20 protein-coding genes and 1 tRNA gene are annotated in these 18,050 nt (G+C 69.7%); 18 read left to right on the top strand and 3 right to left on the bottom strand.

What is annotated here, in order from left to right; genetic code table 11:
• Positions 1-103: 103 nt before the first annotated feature.
• Complete coding sequence (locus AB6A66_RS08405) at positions 104-1,024, bottom strand: MBL fold metallo-hydrolase (protein ID WP_371055524.1); 921 nt, start codon at positions 1,022-1,024, stop codon at positions 104-106.
• Between the two features lie 39 nt (positions 1,025-1,063).
• On the opposite strand from AB6A66_RS08405, the gene AB6A66_RS08400 reads away from it, so the two are divergent.
• From AB6A66_RS08400 to AB6A66_RS08355, 10 genes are all read left to right on the top strand, one after another.
• The gene (locus AB6A66_RS08400) at positions 1,064-2,371 is read left to right on the top strand and encodes an ATP-binding protein (RefSeq protein WP_371055523.1); all 1,308 of its coding nucleotides are present in this window, start codon (positions 1,064-1,066) and stop codon (positions 2,369-2,371) included.
• Between the two features lie 168 nt (positions 2,372-2,539).
• Positions 2,540-2,860 (top strand): STAS domain-containing protein, encoded by a 321-nt coding sequence (locus AB6A66_RS08395; protein ID WP_371055522.1) that lies wholly within the window; start codon positions 2,540-2,542, stop codon positions 2,858-2,860.
• On the top strand, positions 2,851-3,225 hold the full coding sequence (locus AB6A66_RS08390; RefSeq protein WP_371039013.1) for a response regulator: 375 nt from the start codon (positions 2,851-2,853) through the stop codon (positions 3,223-3,225). Before AB6A66_RS08395 ends, AB6A66_RS08390 begins: the two co-directional genes overlap by 10 nt.
• Before the next feature lies 1 nt (position 3,226).
• Positions 3,227-5,275, top strand: coding sequence for a chemotaxis protein CheA (locus AB6A66_RS08385; RefSeq protein WP_371055521.1), 2,049 nt, complete (start codon positions 3,227-3,229; stop codon positions 5,273-5,275).
• Complete coding sequence (locus AB6A66_RS08380) at positions 5,260-5,586, top strand: chemotaxis protein CheW (RefSeq protein WP_371055520.1); 327 nt, start codon at positions 5,260-5,262, stop codon at positions 5,584-5,586. The genes AB6A66_RS08385 and AB6A66_RS08380 overlap by 16 nt, the downstream gene beginning before the upstream one ends.
• Position 5,587: 1 nt before the next feature.
• The gene (locus tag AB6A66_RS08375; protein ID WP_371055519.1) at positions 5,588-6,079 is read left to right on the top strand and encodes a chemotaxis protein CheW; all 492 of its coding nucleotides are present in this window, start codon (positions 5,588-5,590) and stop codon (positions 6,077-6,079) included.
• Positions 6,076-6,969, top strand: a complete 894-nt coding sequence (locus AB6A66_RS08370) for a protein-glutamate O-methyltransferase CheR (protein ID WP_371039010.1) — start codon at positions 6,076-6,078, stop codon at positions 6,967-6,969. Before AB6A66_RS08375 ends, AB6A66_RS08370 begins: the two co-directional genes overlap by 4 nt.
• 14 nt (positions 6,970-6,983) lie before the next feature.
• Positions 6,984-7,370, top strand: a complete 387-nt coding sequence (locus AB6A66_RS08365) for a response regulator (RefSeq protein WP_371039009.1) — start codon at positions 6,984-6,986, stop codon at positions 7,368-7,370.
• Positions 7,367-7,987, top strand: a complete 621-nt coding sequence (locus AB6A66_RS08360) for a CheB methylesterase domain-containing protein (protein ID WP_371055518.1) — start codon at positions 7,367-7,369, stop codon at positions 7,985-7,987. Before AB6A66_RS08365 ends, AB6A66_RS08360 begins: the two co-directional genes overlap by 4 nt.
• Complete coding sequence (locus tag AB6A66_RS08355) at positions 7,984-8,511, top strand: chemotaxis protein CheD (RefSeq protein ID WP_371039007.1); 528 nt, start codon at positions 7,984-7,986, stop codon at positions 8,509-8,511. Before AB6A66_RS08360 ends, AB6A66_RS08355 begins: the two co-directional genes overlap by 4 nt.
• Before the next feature lie 45 nt (positions 8,512-8,556).
• Here AB6A66_RS08355 and AB6A66_RS08350 read toward each other — a convergent pair whose 3' ends face one another.
• Complete coding sequence (locus tag AB6A66_RS08350; RefSeq protein WP_371055517.1) at positions 8,557-8,922, bottom strand: hypothetical protein; 366 nt, start codon at positions 8,920-8,922, stop codon at positions 8,557-8,559.
• A gap of 170 nt (positions 8,923-9,092) precedes the next feature.
• Between AB6A66_RS08350 and AB6A66_RS08345 the strand changes: the two genes are divergently transcribed.
• Positions 9,093-10,961 carry a methyl-accepting chemotaxis protein gene (locus AB6A66_RS08345; RefSeq protein WP_371055516.1) on the top strand — a complete coding sequence of 623 codons (1,869 nt, stop codon included), beginning with the start codon at positions 9,093-9,095 and terminating at the stop codon, positions 10,959-10,961.
• A gap of 718 nt (positions 10,962-11,679) precedes the next feature.
• Here AB6A66_RS08345 and AB6A66_RS08340 read toward each other — a convergent pair.
• Positions 11,680-11,769: transfer RNA gene (locus tag AB6A66_RS08340), tRNA-Ser, on the bottom strand.
• Positions 11,770-11,933: 164 nt separating this feature from the next.
• Here AB6A66_RS08340 and AB6A66_RS08335 point away from each other — a divergent pair.
• The 7 genes from AB6A66_RS08335 (at position 11,934) to AB6A66_RS08305 (ending at position 18,042) form a co-directional block, all read left to right on the top strand.
• Positions 11,934-12,746 (top strand): hypothetical protein, encoded by an 813-nt coding sequence (locus AB6A66_RS08335; RefSeq protein WP_371055515.1) that lies wholly within the window; start codon positions 11,934-11,936, stop codon positions 12,744-12,746.
• Positions 12,747-12,955: 209 nt separating this feature from the next.
• A complete protein-coding gene (locus AB6A66_RS08330; RefSeq protein WP_371055514.1) occupies positions 12,956-13,612 on the top strand; it encodes a 50S ribosomal protein L21 in 657 nt (218 codons plus the stop codon).
• Between the two features lie 6 nt (positions 13,613-13,618).
• On the top strand, positions 13,619-13,888 hold the full coding sequence (gene rpmA / locus AB6A66_RS08325) for a 50S ribosomal protein L27 (protein ID WP_371055513.1): 270 nt from the start codon (positions 13,619-13,621) through the stop codon (positions 13,886-13,888).
• An 89-nt stretch (positions 13,889-13,977) separates the two neighbouring features.
• On the top strand, positions 13,978-14,517 hold the full coding sequence (locus AB6A66_RS08320; protein ID WP_371039001.1) for a GNAT family N-acetyltransferase: 540 nt from the start codon (positions 13,978-13,980) through the stop codon (positions 14,515-14,517).
• 52 nt (positions 14,518-14,569) lie between these two features.
• On the top strand, positions 14,570-15,628 hold the full coding sequence (obgE, locus tag AB6A66_RS08315; protein ID WP_371055512.1) for a GTPase ObgE: 1,059 nt from the start codon (positions 14,570-14,572) through the stop codon (positions 15,626-15,628).
• Positions 15,616-16,722 (top strand): glutamate 5-kinase, encoded by a 1,107-nt coding sequence (proB, locus tag AB6A66_RS08310; RefSeq protein ID WP_371055511.1) that lies wholly within the window; start codon positions 15,616-15,618, stop codon positions 16,720-16,722. Before obgE ends, proB begins: the two co-directional genes overlap by 13 nt.
• A gap of 54 nt (positions 16,723-16,776) precedes the next feature.
• Positions 16,777-18,042, top strand: a complete 1,266-nt coding sequence (locus AB6A66_RS08305; RefSeq protein WP_371055510.1) for a glutamate-5-semialdehyde dehydrogenase — start codon at positions 16,777-16,779, stop codon at positions 18,040-18,042.
• Positions 18,043-18,050: the final 8 nt, after the last annotated feature.

The raw sequence follows: 18,050 nt of genomic DNA, 5'->3' as shown, positions 1-18,050 counted from the left end.
CGGCGTCCAGCCCGTTCGTCACGGAAATGTCGCGCGAAAGCGCGCGTGATTGGTTGTGCGCCGGCGAGCGTGACTGGTCGTGCGGCGGCGCGCGTGCCCGGGGTCAGCGCACGGTCGCTGCGAAGACCGCGTGTTCGCACAACGCGCCTTCGGGTTGGGCAAGACCGCGGCCGCGCAGGTCGAGAAGATGGGCGAGGACGTTGCGTGTCGCCGCGGGCAAGAGCGCCTCGGGCGTGTCGGTGTAGATCCGCCGGGCGATCTCGGCCGCCGTTCCGGGTGCGGCGGCGAGGGCCGCGCGGATCTGGGCCTCGCGGGCACGACGATGGCCGATCAGCCAGTCGAGCCGCGCCCGCGGCTCGGCGACGGGGGCGCCGTGGCCGGGATGGAAGACGCGCCAGCCCCGGCGCCGCAGCCGTACGCAGGAGGCCATGAAATCGCTCACGTCGCCATCGGGCGGAGAGACGAGGGAGCTTGCCCAGCCCATCACGTGGTCGCCGGTGAAGAGCGTCTCGCCCCAGGCGAGGCTGACGTGATTGCCCATGTGGCCGGGCGTGTGGAGCGCGGTGAGCCGCCAGCCCGCGCCCTCGATCTCGGTGCCGTCGGCAAGCCGGACATCCGGTTCGAAGTCGTGGTCCACGCCCTCGCCTCCGCCGGCGAGCCCGGCGGCGGCGAGTTCTTCCATCGCCGCGCTCCGGCCCGCCGTCGCGCCCCCGAACGCCATCACCGGCGCGCCCGTCGCCGCGGCCAGCGGCCGGGCGAGCGGGCTGTGGTCGCGGTGGGCATGGGTCACGAGGATGTGGCTGACGCGTGCGCCGGGCGGCACCGCGTCGAGGATCGCCCGCAGATGGCCCGGATCGTCGGGCCCCGGGTCGATCACCGCGATGTCGCGGTCGCCGAGAAGATAGGTGTTCGTGCCCCAGAACGTCATCGCAGAGGGGTTCGGCGCCAGAATCCGCCGCAAGCCCGGCGAGAGGCCGCGGGCGAAACCGGCGGGTGGGGCGGAGTCGTCGCTCGGGTCCGGCATTGCTCTTCCTCCTGGCGCGGGGCAGGTCTAGGTTTAGGCATGATCTTCGGCTGGCTCAAACGCTACGTCCCGCGCGGCATTTACGGGCGTGCCGCGCTCATCCTCGTTCTGCCCGTGGTCACCTTGCAACTCGTGGTCTCGGTGGTGTTCATCCAGCGTCACTTCGAGGGCGTGACCGAGCAGATGACGCGCAGCGTCGCGCTCGAGATCGACCTCCTGCTCGAGCGGCTGGAGACCGGGGGGATGGCCGAGGTGCAGGACCTCGCGCAGACGCTCGAATACACGCTTCGGCCGGTCGATGCCGCGGCCGTGCCGGACACCGACCTGCGCCGCTGGTTCGATTTCTCGGGCCTCGTGGTGATCCGCACGCTGAAGGAGCGCCTGCCGGGGTACCGCGCGCTCGTCCTGCCCGACAATCGCGAGGTCGCGTTCTACGCGGAGAGTGCCGCCGGGCCGGTGCGGCTCGATTTCCGGCGGGTGCGGCTTTCGGCCTCGAACCCGCATCAGCTTCTGGTGAACATGGTGTTCTTCGGCGTGCTGATGACGGTCATCGCCTTCATCTACCTGCGCAACCAGCTGCGCCCGATCACCCGGCTCGCCCATGCCGCGAAGGCGTTCGGCCTCGGCCGGCACGTTCCCTACCACCCCTCGGGCGCCGAGGAGGTGCGCGCGGCCGGTCGCGCCTTTCTCGACATGCGGGCGCGGATCGAGCGCCATATCGAGCAGCGCACGCTGATGCTGTCCGGCGTCAGCCACGACCTGCGAACGCCGCTCACGCGGCTGAAGCTCGGGCTCTCCATGCTGGACGATGCCGACAGGATGCCGCTCGAGCGCGACGTGGAAGAGATGCAGCGCCTGCTCGACGAATTCCTGAGCTTCGCGGGGGGCGATGCGGGCGCGGCGGAGCCGGAGCCCGTGGACCCGGGCGCGCTCTTGCGGTGCGTGGCCGAGGACGCGCAGCGCGCGGGCAAGGACGTGACCGTGGCCGTCGTGGACGCGCCCGAGACCGTGCATCTGCGCCCGGTGGCGGTGCGGCGGGCGCTCGAGAACCTGATCGGCAACGCCGTGCGGTACGGCACGCGGGCCGAGGTGTCGGTGCGGTCGTCGCCCGGTGCGCTCGTCTTCTCCGTGGAGGACGACGGGCCGGGCATCCCGGGCGAGCTCCGCGCGGAGGCGCTGAAACCCTTCGCCAGGCTCGACCCGGCGCGGAACCAGGATCGCGGCACCGGTGTGGGGCTTGGCCTTGCCATCGCGGCGGACGTGGCCCGCGCCCATGGCGGCAGCCTGCACCTGGGTGAAAGCGATCGTCTCGGAGGGCTTTGCGCCGAACTTCGGCTCGTGCGCTGAAGGCGGGTCGGCTGGCCCGGCTTTCTGGCCCCGTGATCTCCCCATGCGCGTCGCCGGCGCCCGATCCCGCGCAACCTTGTCTTAAGCCTTTGGCTGTAGCGCTTGTTCCCGGGTCGGCCTGACGCCGTGCCCCGGGGCCGACACCCCGGCCATGGAAAGGAGGATCGCGTGGAAGACACCGCCATCGCCCCCCCGCCGCCGCGCCGGCTCGCACTGCCTGCGCGGATGGATCCGACCGCCGCCGAAGAGCTGTCGGAGGCGTTGGAACACCTGCGCGGCATTCCCGTGCAACTCGATGGCGCCGCGGTGCAACAGGCGGGCGGCCTGTGCCTCCAGCTTCTCGTGATCGCTGCGCGCCAGTGGCGCGAGGACGGGCTCGCGTTCGGCCTCACGGACAGGTCCGACGCGCTCGAAGAGGCGCTGGCGCTTCTCGACCTCGCGCGCGTTCTGGGCTCCGACAGAGGTGAGGATCAGCCTGCATGTCACTGAAAGTTCTTGCCGTCGACGATTCCCGCACCATGCGCAGCATGCTGGAGGACGCCCTCGCCGAGGCCGGTTTCGAAGCCCACCTCGCCGAAGACGGAGAGGATGGGCTGCGCAAGCTCGAAGAGGTCCAGCCCGATCTCGTGATCACCGACATCAACATGCCCAGGCTGGATGGCTTCGGCTTCATCGATGCGGTGCGCGCCGACCGGCGGCACCGGGGACTGCCGATTCTCGTGCTGACCACGGAAAGCGCGCAGGAACTGAAGGAGCGCGCCCGGCGCGCCGGTGCCACCGGCTGGATCGTCAAGCCCTTCGACGAGGCGAAGCTCGTCTCGGCCATCCGCCGCGTCGCGGCGAGGCAGGTGTAGAATGGCGGCGCGCGACTCCCTTCGCGATACCTTCTTCCAGGAGTGCGAGGATCTTCTCGAGGTCATGTCCGACGGCTTCCAGCGCATGGAGGCGGAGGAGGCCGACGCCGAGACGGTGAACGCGGTCTTCCGCGCCGTGCACTCGATCAAGGGCGGTGCCGGGGCCTTCGGCTTCGACACGCTGGTGGGCTTCGCCCACGCGCTCGAGAATGTTCTGGACGACATGAGGAACGGTCGCGTGGCCGACAGTGCCGCGGTCGCGCCGCTGCTTTTCCGCGCGGGCGATCGTCTTTTCGACCTTGTCGAGGCCGAGCGCTCGGGCACCCCGGCCGACGCGTCATCCGCGGAGCACCAGGCACTTCTCGCCGAGTTGACCGCCGCGGGATCGGGGACGGGTGCGGCCGTGCCGCCGGCACCCGTGGCCGGGACGACAGGGGCGGAAACGGAGGCAGACGATGCGGGCTTCACGCCCACCGCGCTGACGCTCGACCTTCTCGACGACGCGCCGGACGCGGGTCCGCAGGATCCCGACGCGGTGACCGAGCTGCGTTTCGCGCCGACCCGGGCGCTTTACGCCTCCGGCAATGACCCGGTGCCGCTTCTGCGCGCGCTTGCCGATCTCGCGCCCTTGTCGTGCGAGGCCGAACTCGACCGGCTACCGGCCTGGGACGAAGCGGAATGGGACGCGGGCTACCTCTCCTGGCGTGTGCGTTTCGAGGTTCCGGTGGCGCGCGCCGATGTGGAGGAGATCTTCGAATTCGTGGCCGAGGACGCGGGCCTCACGTTCGGGGCCGAGCCCGCAGAGCCCGTCGCGCCGGACGCTCCGGCACCTTCTCCGGTCGCGACGAATGGCGAGGCCGGGCCCGCCGTGCGGTCGGATGGCGCGCCACGCGCCGCCGCACCCGACCAGCGCCGCTCGATCCGCGTGGATCTCGAGCGGGTGGACCGGCTCATCAACCTGGTCGGGGAACTCGTCATTGCCGAGGCCATGCTCAGCCAGTCCCTCGTCGGGGCGGACGCGCGCCAGGATCCGGCGGTGGTGGCGTCGCTCGGCCAGCTCAAGCAGTTGTCCACCGAATTGCAGGAGCGGATCATGGCGATCCGCGCCCAGTCGGTGAAACCGCTGTTCCAGCGCATGGGCCGGATCGTCCGGGAGGCGGCCGCCGCGGTCGATCGCGACGTCCGGCTCGTCACCGAGGGAGAGGCGACGGAGGTCGACAAGACCGTGATCGAGCGCCTTGCCGATCCACTGACTCACATGCTGCGGAACGCCGTGGACCATGGGATCGAACCGCCCGAGACGCGCGAGGCGGCGGGCAAACCCCGCCAGGGTACCGTTCAGCTTTCCGCGGCACATCGCTCCGGCCTCGTCGTGATCGAGATTTCCGACGACGGCGCCGGCATAGACCCGGCCCGTGTGCATGCCAAGGCGGTGGAACGCGGGCTCGTCGCGCCCGACGCGGACCTCAGCGAGCAGGAAACGCTGAACCTCGTCTTCGAACCAGGATTTTCCACCGCCGGCGCCGTTTCCAGCCTTTCCGGTCGTGGCGTCGGCATGGACGTGGTGCGCACCGAGATCCATGCGCTCGGCGGACGGGTGAGCCTGCGATCGGCTCCGGGCCGGGGCACCACGGTCACGGTCAGCCTGCCGCTGACGCTCGCCGTGGTCGAGGGCATGCTCGTGGAGGTGGCCGGCGAAACCCTTGTCGTCCCGTCGACGGCGCTGCGCGAGACGCTTCGCGCGAACGACGCGGCGGTTCATCGTCTCGGCGCGGGGGGGCCGGTCCTCTCCATGCGTGGCGCGCTGATCCCGCTCTTCGACCTCGGCGCCGCGCTCGGCTATCGCCTGCCGCCGGAGGAACCCGCCGGAACCGCCATCCTTCTTGTCGAAAGTTTCTCGGGTCAGCGCGTGGCGATCGCCGTGGATCGCATCCTCGGACAGCGCGAGGTCGTCATCAAGGGGCTGACGGAGAACTACGGACAGGTTCCGGGCATCGCCGCGGCCACGATCCTTGGCGACGGACGCATCGCCCNATGCGTGGCGCGCTGATCCCGCTCTTCGACCTCGGCGCCGCGCTCGGCTATCGCCTGCCGCCGGAGGAACCCGCCGGAACCGCCATCCTTCTTGTCGAAAGTTTCTCGGGTCAGCGCGTGGCGATCGCCGTGGATCGCATCCTCGGACAGCGCGAGGTCGTCATCAAGGGGCTGACGGAGAACTACGGACAGGTTCCGGGCATCGCCGCGGCCACGATCCTTGGCGACGGACGCATCGCCCTGATCATCGACGTGGACGAGGTCGCCAATCCAGAACGCGGCCAGCGCGACGCCGAGTCCCTTCCCAGAGCCTTCGGAGCCTGCTGACATGGAACACGTTGCCCCAGAAACCGCCGTAGAGAGCATCCAGCTTCACCGCGAGATCGTGTCTTTCCGCGCGGCCGGTCAGGATTTCTGCATCGATATCGGCCTCGTGCGTGAAATTCGCGGATGGACGCCGACGACGCTCTTGCCGCGCGCACCGGACTTCGTCACCGGCGTGATGAACCTGCGCGGCAACGTGATCCCGGTCATCGACCTCGCCCTCCGGCTTGGCCTTGGCCGCACCGAGCCGACCGAACGCCACGTGATCGTGATCGCCAACCTGGGCGGCGGGACGGTCGGCCTGCTCGTCGAGGCGGTCTCCGACATCATCACGGTCGAGGCGGAGGGTTTGCGCCCGACGCCGGAGGTGGCCGGCGGGGGTGGAAACGGTTTCGTCGAGGGTGTCTTTACCGTCGAGGACGCGCTCATCCGCGCGCTCGACCTCTCCCGCGTGCTGCCGGCAGCTGAGAAACCGCTCGAGGACGTGATGCTATGACGCGCGCGGTCGTCACCCCGATTGCCGGTCAGGCAGAGCTTTCGGACGCGGATTTCGTCGCCCTCGCCGCGCTCATTCACCGGGAAACCGGCATCTGCCTGCCGCCGGCGAAGCGTGCCCTGCTGCAGTCGCGCCTCTACAAGCGGCTCAAGGCGCTCGGGCTGGCGGGGTTCTCCGAATACCGTCGGCTGCTGGAGTCGCGCGCCGACCCGGCGGAGCCGGCCGAACTGATCTCGGCGATCACCACGAACGTCACGCGTTTCCATCGCGAGGCGCATCATTTCGATCATCTTGCCCGATCGGTCTTGCCGGAACTTGTCGCGCGGGCCCGCCGTGGCGCGCGGGTCAGGCTCTGGTCGGCGGGCTGCGCCACGGGGGAGGAACCCTACACCCTCGCCTTCGCGGTGCTCGCGGCCAGTCCCGACGCGTATGCGCTCGATATCCGAATTCTCGCCACGGACCTCGATCGCACCGCGATTGCGCGCGCCGAGGCCGGCATCTACCCGGAGGCAGCCCTTGCGCCCCTCGACCCGGCGATGCGCGGCGCCCATTTCGAGCGCGACGCGCAAACCGGAGACATGCGTGTCACCGACGCTCCGCGACGGCTCGTGCGTTTCGGTGTGCTGAACCTCCTCGATGCATGGCCGTTTCACGGGGGCTTCGACGTGATCCTGTGCCGAAACGTCGTCATCTACTTCGACGCGGAGACGCAGGACCGTCTCTGGCGACGCTTCGCCGCGATACAGAAACGCGCGGGCGATCGGCTTTACATCGGTCATTCCGAGCGTCTTTCGGAGCGGGCGCGCGCCTTCTACCGGCTCGACGGGCCCGGCTATGTCCGAACCGACCTTGCGGCCGACACCCCGCAGCCCGACCAGACCCGCAACTGAAGGAGCCCGCCGCGATGGGCGTCAAGAACAACCTGCACGTCATGATCGTGGACGACATGTCCACGAGCCGCGGGCTCATCACGCAGGCCATGGATGAACTCGGCATCACGAACTACCAAACTGAGAAGGACGGCGAGAGCGCGCTGAAACGACTCGTTGCGCGGCCGGTTCATCTGGTGATCTCCGATTACAACATGCCGGGGATGGACGGGCTCGCGCTTCTGGAGGCGCTGCGCAAGAACAAGGTGACGCAGCGCATCGGGTTCATCCTGATCACCGGTCGTGCCGACCGGGAGCTTCTCGTGAAGGGTCAGCAGCTCGGCATGAACAACTACTTGCCGAAACCCTTCACGACCCCGCAGATGCGCGCCTGCATCGAGCGGGTGACGGGGCCGCTGTGAACGCCCGACCCGAAGGCGGGTTGCTGGTCTGTATCGGCGCGTCTACCGGAGGCATCGCGGCGCTCGAGGCCATCCTGCCTTTGCTGCCGAGGGATGCGCCGCCAACGCTGGTGGTCCAGCACATTCCCGGCCGGTTCGCGGGCGGCCTCGCCACGCGCCTCGCCCGCCACTGCGCGGGGTCCGTGCGCGAGGCCAAAGACGGGATGGAGCTCAAGCCGGGGAGCATCCTCTTCGCGCCGGGCGGTGATCGTCATCTTGCCATCGACCCCAGCGGCCGCCGGTGCCGGCTGGTCGAAGGGCCGCCATGCGCGGGCCACCGCCCTTCGGTGGACGTTCTGTTCCGGTCGGCCGCCCGTCACGGGCGACGGGCGGTGGGCGTCCTTCTTACCGGAATGGGGCGAGACGGCGCGGCCGGGCTCGCCGCGATCCGCGCGGCAGGCGGGCGCACCATCGCGCAATCCGAGGAAAGCTGCACCGTCTACGGGATGCCACGCGCCGCGATGGACCTTGGCGCCGTGCAACTTTCGCTTCCGCCCGTGCGGATTCCCGCCGCGCTTCGCGCCCTCGCGGCCGGGCCGCCGCGCGAAGGCCAGCTTCGGCGTGGGGAGGCCGAATGAACACGCAGCACGTGATCCAGGGCGAATTTCGCGTGGCGGATGGGCCGGACGACGTTTTCGTCACCGTGCTCGGCTCCTGCATCGCGACCTGCCTGACCGACCGCGTGGCCGGCGTGGGCGGCATGAACCATTTCCTCTTGCCGCACGACACGGTGCCCGGCGGCAAGGAGACGCGCTACGGCATCAACGCGATGGAACTGCTGATCAACGCGATCCTCAAGTCCGGCGGCGCACTGCACCGGCTGGAGGCCAAGGTGTTCGGCGGCGCCAACACCACCGGGTCCCGCCTGGGTATCGGCGATGCGAATGCCGAATTCGCGTTCTGGTTCCTGCGTAACGAAGGCATTCGCTGCGTCGGATACGACGTGGGCGGCACACGCGCCCGAAAGCTTCGCTACTGGCCGCGAAGCGGTATCGCGCAGCAGATGGTGCTGCCGGCGGCGTTCGCGCCCGACCCGGAACCGCGTCCGGCATGCCGTGCGCCGCTGGCGGGACCCGGTCCCGGCGATCTGGACCTTCTCTAGGCGCGACGGTTTCTGGAAGCTGGATCATCGGTGGGCGCCGGAGCGCTAGAAAAGGTCCACCTCGCCCGGCGTCTGCGTGGTCCTGCGCGCGCCTGTCGCGCGGCCCGTCAGCCGATCGGCTACGTCGCGCAACTGCAAGCCATCCGCGAGCGTTTCAGCGGCAAGCGGCGCCTCTTTCGGCAACGCTGCTGCCAGGCGTGTCTGGAACACGGCGATATCCGCGCAGTGCTGACGAAGCCGGTCGAGGTCCTGCAGCGCTTCGCTGCGCAAAGCCGACCTTGCCGTGCGGGGGGCGAAGGCCCCGTCGAGAGACGCGGCCAGCGCGGCCAGCCGCTCGAGCTCTGCCGCGAGCCGCAGGTGCAACTGTGCAAGGACCTCTGTGTCTGCCTTCGCGGCGGCGGGATCGGTCATGGGGTACCTTCGGAACCGTGTTTCGGCCGTCCTGACACGCTCTGATGAATGCCCGGTTAAGACCTGCAAACGCGATGTCTCTCCGGTGTTTACCTGCTCTTCAGACGCGATCGGCAATGGTCCTGCAAAGCGCGCCGTTGCGCTTGCCAACATTGTCTGAGGAGATACCGATGCGCAAATTCGGGCTGGGTGAGCAGATCTTCGGCCTCGCGGCCATTCTGACATTCGTCACGCTGGCCGTGGCGGGCATGTCCTTTCTCAAGCTTCACCAGACATCGGCCGACCTCCGCCTCGCCACGTCGCTGGCGGCGCAGTCTGAATTCGTCTCCAACATGAAGGAAGACATCGTGCAGGCGCATCTGGGCGCGCTCGCCTTCCACAACGGCGAGACGGACATGGTGGCTCAGGTGCGGTCGAATCGCGCCGAGGTCGTCGAGGCGCAGGGGCGCGTGCGTGAGATGTTCGGCGCGGCCGTTCCCCCCGATGCCCGCGACGCAGCGCTCGCGACCGAGGTCGACCGTCTCGCGGCGGCCTTCGAGTCCTATGGCGACGCGTTCGAGCGGGCGGAGATCGCCAACAGCATGACGCGCATCAAGATCTTCGAGGACACGCTCAAGCCCGAGGCGCGCCGCATCGAGGCGGAGCTCGACGGGGTGCAGGAAGCGCTTCAGGCGCGGGTTCAGGACGTGCAGCGCGCGGCCGAGGCGCAGGCCGAGCGCACGCGCGTGGTGATGGCGCTCACCGTTCTCTGCGCGATGGCGTTGGGATCTTTGGCAGCTTACCTGATCAGCCGCATGATCACCCGCTCGGTGGAGCGTGTGGCGGCCGGCATCGAACGGATCGCGTCCGGGGACCATGATGCGGAAATCGCGGGCGCGGACCGTCGAGACGCAATCGGAACCATCGCGCGCAACCTCGAGGAACTCGGCCGGACGCTGGGCGATGCGGAACGCGAACGCGCCGCGCGCCGGGCGCTCGAAGAGCGGCGCACGGCTGTTCTGGCCGATCTTGCCGAAAAGCTCGTCGCGCTTGCAGATGGGGCGCTCGACGTTCGGGTGGCCGGCGCGGACGATCCCGAGCTCGACGAGGAAACGCGCAAGTTCTGTCGTGACTTCAATGCCCTCGCGGAAACGCTGGCGACGCTCATCGCACAGGTCCGGCTCAGTGCGACGACCGTCAAGGCCAGTGCCGAAGAAGTGGCGCAAGGGGCGAGCGAGTCGTCGCGGCGAGCCGAATCGCAGGCCGCGACGCTGGAGGAATCGGCTGCGGCGCTCGACGAACTCACCGCCAGTGTGAAATCCGCCGCCGAGAAGGCGGGCGAGGCGGATCACGCCGTCGGCGAAGCGCGCGCCGAGGCCGAATCGAGCGGCGAGGTGGTGCTGAACGCTGTCGAAGCGATGCACGAGATCGAGGAGTCCTCGCGTCAGGTGACCCGGATCATCGGCGTGATCGACGATATCGCGTTCCAGACAAATCTCCTTGCCCTCAACGCCGGCGTCGAGGCCGCCCGCGCCGGCGAGGCGGGGCGGGGCTTCGCCGTCGTGGCGTCCGAAGTGCGCGCGCTGGCGCAGCGGGCCTCCGGCTCGGCACAGGAAATCCAAGCGCTCATCTCGAAAAGCGCCGCGCAGGTCGAGCAGGGGGGTAAGCTTGTCGGCCGCACCGGCGAGGCGCTGAAGCGGATCGTGACGCGTGTCGGGAACGTGGCCGATCTCGTGTCCGACATTGCGACCTCCGCGCGCGAGCAGGCGGTCGGGCTTCAGGAGATCAATACGGGCATCAACCAGCTCGACCAGGTGACCCAGCAGAATGTCGCGGCGATCGAGGAGGCGACCGCGTCCAGCCACCAGCTCAAGAGCGAGGCCGAGCGCCTCGCGGCGGCGCTCGGGCGCTTCTCGCTCGCCGACATGCCCGCCGCGGCGGCCGAACCTGCGCGCCGGGCCGCGCCTGCGCCTGCGGCCGCACCGCCGCGGTCGGTGAGGCGCGCCGCCGCCGGGGGCGGCGGGGAGGCATCGGCGTCCGACGCGTGGGCGGAGTTTTGAACCTGCGCCGGGGTGGCGCTATCTCCACGGCGGGCCGGCGCCAACTGTCTGCGACGGGCCGCGCGAGTGCCGCCGCGGCGGTCCGGCACGCGGCCGGGGATCTGCCGGGAAGATGGAGATGCCCGACCGAGCCCTGATCCGGCGGAGGGCGCCCGCGCGGTTCTTGCCCGCCGCCATAGCCAGCGGCCGATCAGGAACCCCAGAACGAGGCCGCCAGATACAAACCAGACATTGGCCTCTGGCGTTGCCATGACCATTTCGCCCCGGACCACATCAAGCCGCGACCCCGCAAGGGCGACAAGGCTGCCACCAACCACGGCGGCAAGCCGGATCAACACGGTTCGCATCCTTCATGTTACGCTGAGTCCCCAGAGGCGGGGAGGTGGTGCCATGTTGTCCAAGCTGCGAAGGCCGCCCCTGCGCCCAGACCAAGGCGAAGCGGGCTTAGACAGGGACCCACGCGGCAGATATTATTCTCAAAGTCTCCTAGCTGCACTCCCCACACCAGCAGCCCCGTCGCAACCATGACAAGTGTCAGCGTTCCGAAAATCCGCATCAGCACGCGCTCCGGTAACGATCCAAGCCCGCCTCAATCCACCGGCGGTCGACCCGAAAGCCTGATGATCTGCCTGCGCGCACGCAAGCAAAAGTTTCTAGGGGCATGACAGCGGTCAGCTTCGGCCCTGGGTCCAAAGTATCCAGAAAAATACGAGGGATATGGCGGAGAGACAGGGATTCGAACCCTGGGACCCCTTGCGAGGTCAACGGTTTTCGAAACCGTCCCGTTCGACCACTCCGGCACCTCTCCGCGGGGGTCTGGGGCGGGGATGTAGCGGGTCGAACGACCCCGTGCAACCCGGAATCCCCGTGCCGCGCTGGCCGGCGCGCGGCAATGGTGGCGCTTGGAAAGCGCGAGGCGCGCGCGTAGGCTGCGGATCCGGATGTCCTGCCTTCATCCCACGGAGTACCGCCATGTTCCTACGGCCGCTGGCCATCGCCGCCCTTCTGATCGCGCTCCTTCCGGCGGCGGTGCGCGCCGACGATGCCCGACGGCTCGGCGATCTGCTCGGATTTGCCGACATCGTCGAGATCATGCGCGAGGAAGGTGTCGCGCATGGCGAGCAGCTCGCCCGGGAGTCACTTCCGGGGCGCATCACGGGCTCCTGGCGCGCGACGCTCGACCGGATCTACGACACCGAACGGATGGAGGAGACGCTCCGGCGTGTCTTCGCGGACGCGCTCCGGGGCACGGACACGGCGCCCCTGGTCGCCTATTTCGAGACGCCCGAAGCGCAGCGCATCATCGGCCTCGAAGTCAGCGCACGGCGCGCGATGGTGGATCCCGCCGTCGAGGCCGAGGCCCGCGCCGCCGCCGCGGCGCGCCCGCCGGAGGACCCGCGGCGCCGGCTCGTCGCGGATTTCGTGGAGACGGGCGATCTGGTGGAGGCCAACGTGGCCGGGGCGCTCAACGGGCAGTTCCTGTTCTATCGCGGCATGGCCGACGGCGGCGGGCTGGAGATTTCCGAGGCCGAGATGATCGACATGATCTGGGCGCAGGAGGAAGAGACGCGTCAGGACACGCGCGAGTGGCTGATGGGCTTTCTGCTGCTGGCCCACGGGCCAGTCGAGCTCGCCGCGCTCGAGCGGTATGTCGATGCCGCCGGTACGCCAGCGGGACAGGCGCTCAACGCGGCGCTTTTCGCGGGGTTCGACGCCATGTTCGCCGAGATCTCCTATGCCATGGGCCGCGCGCTTGCCGCGGAGATGGAGATGCAGGACCTCTGAAGCCGCTTCCCGGGCGCGGGCGGGCTTGACATCGCGCGGGCTTGCCCCGATAAGCGCGGCTCACGGGCGCGGTCGGAAGGCCGTGCCCTCTCATTTTCACATGACGCCCCGCGGGGCGCGCTGCCCGAGGCGGGTGGATCTCGATCCCACCCGGAACGCCCGGACCGATCCCCGGGGGCCGCAGGGCGCGGAACGGAAAGGTCAAAGCCATGTTTGCGGTCCTGAAGACCGGCGGTAAGCAGTACAAGGTCGCCCCCGGCGACACGCTGCGCGTGGAAAAGCTCGCCGCCGAGGCGGGCGAAACGGTCCAGTTCAACGAGGTCCTGATGCTGGGCGGGGACGAGGTTCGCCTTGGCGCCCCGTTCGTCGACGGCGCGGCGGTGCAGGCCGAGGTGCTCGACCAGTTCAAGGGCGAGAAGGTGATCCATTACGTGCGGCGGCGGCGGAAGCACTCGTCCAAGCGCACCAAGGGCCACCGGCAGCACCTCACGCTCCTGCGGGTGACCGACATCCTCGCATCGGGCGCCGAAGGCACGGGCGTCAAGGCGGCGACCGGCGCCGGGTCCGTCCCGCGCGCGGCCGAGGCGGTCGCGCCCAAGGGCAAGCCGGCCGCCACGGCCCAACCGCAAGCCGCCGCATCCGCGGACGAGACTGCGGAAGGCGCGGACGACCTTCGCAAGCTCTCGGGTGTCGGCCCGAAACTTGCCGAAAAACTCAACGCGGCCGGGATCACCAGCTTCGCGCAGATCGCCGCGTGGACGGAAGAGGACGTGGCCCGCATCGACGAGCAGCTGTCCTTCAAGGGCCGGATCGAGCGCGAGGGCTGGATCGAACAGGCCAAGGCGCTCGTCGCAGAAAAGGAGTAACGGGATATGGCACACAAGAAGGCAGGCGGCTCGTCCCGCAACGGCCGCGACTCCGCCGGGCGTCGGCTTGGCGTGAAACTCTTCGGCGGCCAGCACGCGACGCCGGGCTCGATCATCGTGCGCCAGCGCGGCAACAAGTGGTGGCCGGGCGAAGGCGTGGGCCAGGGCAAGGATCACACGCTGTTTGCGGTGTTCGAAGGACAGGTGACCTTCCACAAGGGCTTCAAGGGCCGCACCTTCGTGTCGGTCCTGCCCGTGCAGGGCGCCGCCGAGTAGACCGGCCTCGGAACCGATGCAGAAGGGGGACTGGCGCCGCCGGTCCCCCTTCGCGTTTTCAGGGGGCGTCGCGGGAGGAGAGACGTGACATGACGATCGAGAGTGTTCGAACCCAGCCCGCCATCGAGACGGCGCGCTTCGATCTCAGGCCGCTTCGAAAGTCGGACCAGGGACTGATAGAGCTGTACGTAGGCGATCTGCGCGTCGCGCGCATGACGCGCTCGATCCCGCACCCGCTGCCGCCCGGGGCGATCGATGCCTTCATCGCGCGCGCCCTCGGACCCGACCGGGAGGAGGATGTCTGGGCGATGGACGCCACCAAATCCGACGGCCCCGAAGTCATGGGCGTGATCGGGCTGAAGCGGATGGACCGCAACCAGTCCGAGGTGGGATACTGGGTGGCGCCGGCCTACTGGAACACCGGGCTTGCCAGCGAGGCTGTGCGCGCGCTTGTCGAGGCCAACCCGATGGGACAGGCGGCGATGTTCGCGTCGGTCTTTCAGGACAACGCCGCCTCGGCGCGCGTGCTGACGAATTGCGGTTTCGCGTATCTGGGCGATGCCGAGGCCTATTCGGTCGCGCGCGGCGCCAAGGTGCCCACATGGACCTACAGCCGCAAACTGGATTGAGCCGTCCGCGCGCCCGCGCTAGAGGGCGGTGCGGCGCAGGAGAACAGAGCCGATGAAGTTCCTCGATCTGGCGAAGGTGGACATCCGCTCGGGAAGCGGCGGCGCCGGTGCCGTCAGTTTCCGGCGCGAGAAGTTCGTCGAATACGGCGGCCCCGATGGCGGTGATGGCGGGCGCGGCGGCGATGTCTGGGCCGAGGCCGTCGACGGGCTGAACACGCTTATCGACTTCCGCTACCGGCAGCATTTCTTCGCCGACAACGGCCGCCACGGCATGGGAAAATCGCGCACCGGCGCGGATGGTGCGAGCGTGACGCTGCGGGTGCCTGTGGGCACCGAGATCCTCGAGGACGATCAGGAAACGTTCGTCGCCGACCTGACCAGGGTGGGCGAGCGCGTGCTCCTCGCCAAGGGCGGCAATGGCGGCTGGGGCAACCTGCGCTTCAAGACCTCCACCAACCAGGCGCCGCGGCGCGCCAACGCGGGGCAGGAGGGCGTGGAGCGCACACTCTGGCTGCGCCTCAAGCTCATCGCCGACGCGGGGCTTCTGGGGCTGCCCAACGCGGGCAAGTCCACCTTCCTCGCGACCACCTCCAACGCGCGGCCGAAGATCGCGGACTACCCGTTCACCACGCTGCACCCCAATCTCGGCGTGGTCGGCGTGGATGGCGTCGAATTCGTCGTCGCGGACATACCCGGCCTGATCGAGGGGGCGCATGAGGGGCGCGGCATCGGCGACCGTTTCCTCGGCCATGTCGAGCGTTGCGCGGTGCTGCTGCATCTGGTGGACGGCACGTCCGGGACGGTGGCCGAGGACTGGCGCACCATCATCGACGAGCTCGAGGCCTATGGCGGGCACCTGGCGGACAAGCCGCGGGTCACCGCGCTCGGCAAGGTGGACGCGCTGGAGCCGGAAAGCCTGGCCGAGGCGATGGCCGAGCTCGAGGCGGCCTGCGGCGGTCCCGTGCACGCGCTGTCCTCGGTGAGCGGCGAGGGCGTGACCGAGGTGTTGCGCGCGCTCCGCGCAGAGATAGACGCGGGCCGCGCGGCCGAACGCGCCGCCGAGCGCGAGGCGGAAGGAGACGGAGAGGAGCCCGCGTCATGGCGGCCCTGAAGGACGCCCGCCGGCTCGTGGTGAAGATCGGCTCGGCGCTCTTGGTGGAAAGCGCGGGCGGCGGGCTTCGCCATGACTGGCTGGAAAGCCTGGCCGAGGACGTCGCGCAACTGCGCGCGCGCGGCACGGAGGTCGTGCTGGTCTCGTCGGGCTCCATCGCGCTCGGGCGCGGCGTGCTGGGCCTTTCCGGCGCGTCGCTGCCGCTGGAGCAGAGCCAGGCGGCCGCGGCGGTGGGCCAGATCCGGCTTGCGCGCGCCTACGAGGAGGTGCTGGCGCCGCACGGCCTCGTCGCCGCGCAGGTGTTGGTGACGCTGGAGGACAGCGCGGACCGGCGGCGCTATCTCAATTCGCGCGCCACGCTCGGCACGCTTCTCGCGCTCGGCGTCGTGCCCATCGTGAACGAGAACGACACGGTGGCCACGGACGAGATCCGCTATGGCGACAACGACCGGCTTGCCGCGCAGGTCGCGGTGACGGTGGGGGCGGACCAGCTCGTGCTCCTGTCGGACGTCGACGGGTTCTACACCGCCAACCCGGCCGTGGACGCGTCGGCGCGGCGGCTCGACGTGATCGACGCGATCACGCCCGAGATCGAGGCGATGGCCGGCGATGCGGGAAGCGGCCTGTCGAAGGGCGGCATGAAGACGAAGCTGATGGCCGCGCGCACCGCGACGGCGGCGGGCTGCGCCCTGGCGATCACGCGAGGGATGCGACAGAACCCGTTGCTTGCGCTCGAAAAGGGCGCGTCGGCGACCTGGTTCACGCCGCAGACCGACCCGGCCTCGGCCCGCAAGCGCTGGATCGCGGCGATGAAGCCCCGGGGCGAGATTCGCGTCGATGCCGGCGCGGCGGCCGCCTTGAGCCGCGGCAAGAGCCTGCTGCCGGCGGGCGTGGCCGCGGTCAGCGGCGCCTTCGGGCGCGGCGATCCGGTGGCGATTTCCGATGCCGCCGGCGCCAAGCTGGGCCAGGGCCTGTCGCGCTACACCGCCGAGGAGGCGCGCGCGATCGCCGGGCGGCACTCATCCGACATCGAGGCCGCGCTCGGGTATCCGGGCCGTGCCGCGATCGTTCACCGCGACGACATGGCGCTCTGAGACGCTTGCCGTTATGATCACCGCACGAGACCGCTCCCAGGCGAGGGGACGCCCATGAAGGATCTGCCCGACATTCCCGCGATGATGGACGGCCTGGGCCGCCGTGCGCGCGCCGCCGCGGCCGAGCTGGCCTATGCCGACCCGGCCGCCAAGACGCGCGCGCTCGAGGCCGCCGCCGATGCGCTGGAGGCCGCGCGCGCCGAGCTTCTGGCCGCCAACGCAAAGGACCTCGATTTCGGCCGCGAAAAGGGTCTTTCGCCCGCGATGATGGACCGCCTCGCGCTGGACCCGGGGCGGATCGACGGCATCGCGGCGGGGCTGCGCGCCGTGGCCGCCCAGCCCGACCCGGTGGGCCAGGTGATGGCGGAATGGGACCGGCCCTCGGGCCTGCACATCCGCCGCGTGCGCACGCCGATCGGCGTGATCGGGGTGATCTACGAAAGCCGGCCCAACGTGACCGCCGATGCCGGCGCGCTCTGCCTCAAGGCCGGGAACGCGGTGATCCTGCGCGGGGGGTCCGAAAGCCTGCATTCCTCGGGCGCGATCCACGCCTGCCTTCAGGAGGGCCTCGTGGCCGCGGGGCTGCCGCGCGACGCGATCCAGCTCGTGCCTGTCCGCGACCGCGCCGCCGTGTCCGCGATGCTGGGCATGACCGGGCATATCGACGTGATCGTGCCGCGCGGCGGCAAGGGCCTCGTCGGGCTCGTCCAGCGCGAGGCGCGCGTTCCGGTCTTCGCCCATCTGGAAGGGATCGTGCACATCTACATCGACGCGGCCGCCGATCCGGTAAAGGCGCTCAAGGTCGTGCGGAACGCCAAGACCCGGCGCCCCGGCATCTGCGGCGCGGCGGAGTGCCTGCTGATCCACGAGGCGGTGGCCGACAGCGTGGGCCATGGCGTGATCCGCAACCTCGTCGAGGCGGGTGTGACGGTGCATGCCGACGAACGTCTCGCCCGCATCGAGGGCACGCTGCCGGCCACGGAAGAGGATTGGGGCCGCGAATACCTCGATATGGACATCGCCGCGAAGGTCGTGCCCGACATCGACGCCGCGATCGCGCATATCCGCGCCTTCGGGTCGCAGCACACCGACTGCATCCTGACCGAGGACGACGCCGCGGCGGCGCGCTTCTTCGAACGGCTCGACAGCGCGATCCTGATGCGCAACGCCTCGACCCAGTTCGCCGACGGGGGCGAGTTCGGGATGGGCGCAGAGATCGGCATCGCGACCGGCAAGTTGCACGCCCGCGGCCCGGTGGGGGCAGAGCAGCTCACGACCTTCAAGTACCTCGTGGACGGCGACGGAACGGTGCGACCCTGACGGCGCGC

Source organism: Rhodosalinus sp. K401 (assembly GCF_041365735.1).
Lineage (GTDB): Bacteria > Pseudomonadota > Alphaproteobacteria > Rhodobacterales > Rhodobacteraceae > Rhodosalinus.
The sequence above is the reverse complement of the archived record's forward strand: the minus strand, read 5'-3'. Positions and strand labels throughout refer to the sequence as shown.

What these genes read in the sequence shown, in the direction of transcription:
- AB6A66_RS08405 (WP_371055524.1), bottom strand. Translation starts at nt 1,024, where the DNA reads ATGCCGGACCCGAGCGACGACTCCGCCCCACCCGCCGGTTTCGCCCGC.
- AB6A66_RS08400 (WP_371055523.1), top strand. Translation starts at nt 1,064, where the DNA reads ATGATCTTCGGCTGGCTCAAACGCTACGTCCCGCGCGGCATTTACGGG.
- AB6A66_RS08390 (WP_371039013.1), top strand. Translation starts at nt 2,851, where the DNA reads ATGTCACTGAAAGTTCTTGCCGTCGACGATTCCCGCACCATGCGCAGC.
- AB6A66_RS08380 (WP_371055520.1), top strand. Translation starts at nt 5,260, where the DNA reads ATGCGTGGCGCGCTGATCCCGCTCTTCGACCTCGGCGCCGCGCTCGGC.
- AB6A66_RS08375 (WP_371055519.1), top strand. Translation starts at nt 5,588, where the DNA reads ATGGAACACGTTGCCCCAGAAACCGCCGTAGAGAGCATCCAGCTTCAC.
- AB6A66_RS08370 (WP_371039010.1), top strand. Translation starts at nt 6,076, where the DNA reads ATGACGCGCGCGGTCGTCACCCCGATTGCCGGTCAGGCAGAGCTTTCG.
- AB6A66_RS08365 (WP_371039009.1), top strand. Translation starts at nt 6,984, where the DNA reads ATGGGCGTCAAGAACAACCTGCACGTCATGATCGTGGACGACATGTCC.
- AB6A66_RS08355 (WP_371039007.1), top strand. Translation starts at nt 7,984, where the DNA reads ATGAACACGCAGCACGTGATCCAGGGCGAATTTCGCGTGGCGGATGGG.
- AB6A66_RS08350 (WP_371055517.1), bottom strand. Translation starts at nt 8,922, where the DNA reads ATGACCGATCCCGCCGCCGCGAAGGCAGACACAGAGGTCCTTGCACAG.
- AB6A66_RS08345 (WP_371055516.1), top strand. Translation starts at nt 9,093, where the DNA reads ATGCGCAAATTCGGGCTGGGTGAGCAGATCTTCGGCCTCGCGGCCATT.
- AB6A66_RS08335 (WP_371055515.1), top strand. Translation starts at nt 11,934, where the DNA reads ATGTTCCTACGGCCGCTGGCCATCGCCGCCCTTCTGATCGCGCTCCTT.
- AB6A66_RS08330 (WP_371055514.1), top strand. Translation starts at nt 12,956, where the DNA reads ATGTTTGCGGTCCTGAAGACCGGCGGTAAGCAGTACAAGGTCGCCCCC.
- rpmA (WP_371055513.1), top strand. Translation starts at nt 13,619, where the DNA reads ATGGCACACAAGAAGGCAGGCGGCTCGTCCCGCAACGGCCGCGACTCC.
- AB6A66_RS08320 (WP_371039001.1), top strand. Translation starts at nt 13,978, where the DNA reads ATGACGATCGAGAGTGTTCGAACCCAGCCCGCCATCGAGACGGCGCGC.
- obgE (WP_371055512.1), top strand. Translation starts at nt 14,570, where the DNA reads ATGAAGTTCCTCGATCTGGCGAAGGTGGACATCCGCTCGGGAAGCGGC.
- proB (WP_371055511.1), top strand. Translation starts at nt 15,616, where the DNA reads ATGGCGGCCCTGAAGGACGCCCGCCGGCTCGTGGTGAAGATCGGCTCG.
- AB6A66_RS08305 (WP_371055510.1), top strand. Translation starts at nt 16,777, where the DNA reads ATGAAGGATCTGCCCGACATTCCCGCGATGATGGACGGCCTGGGCCGC.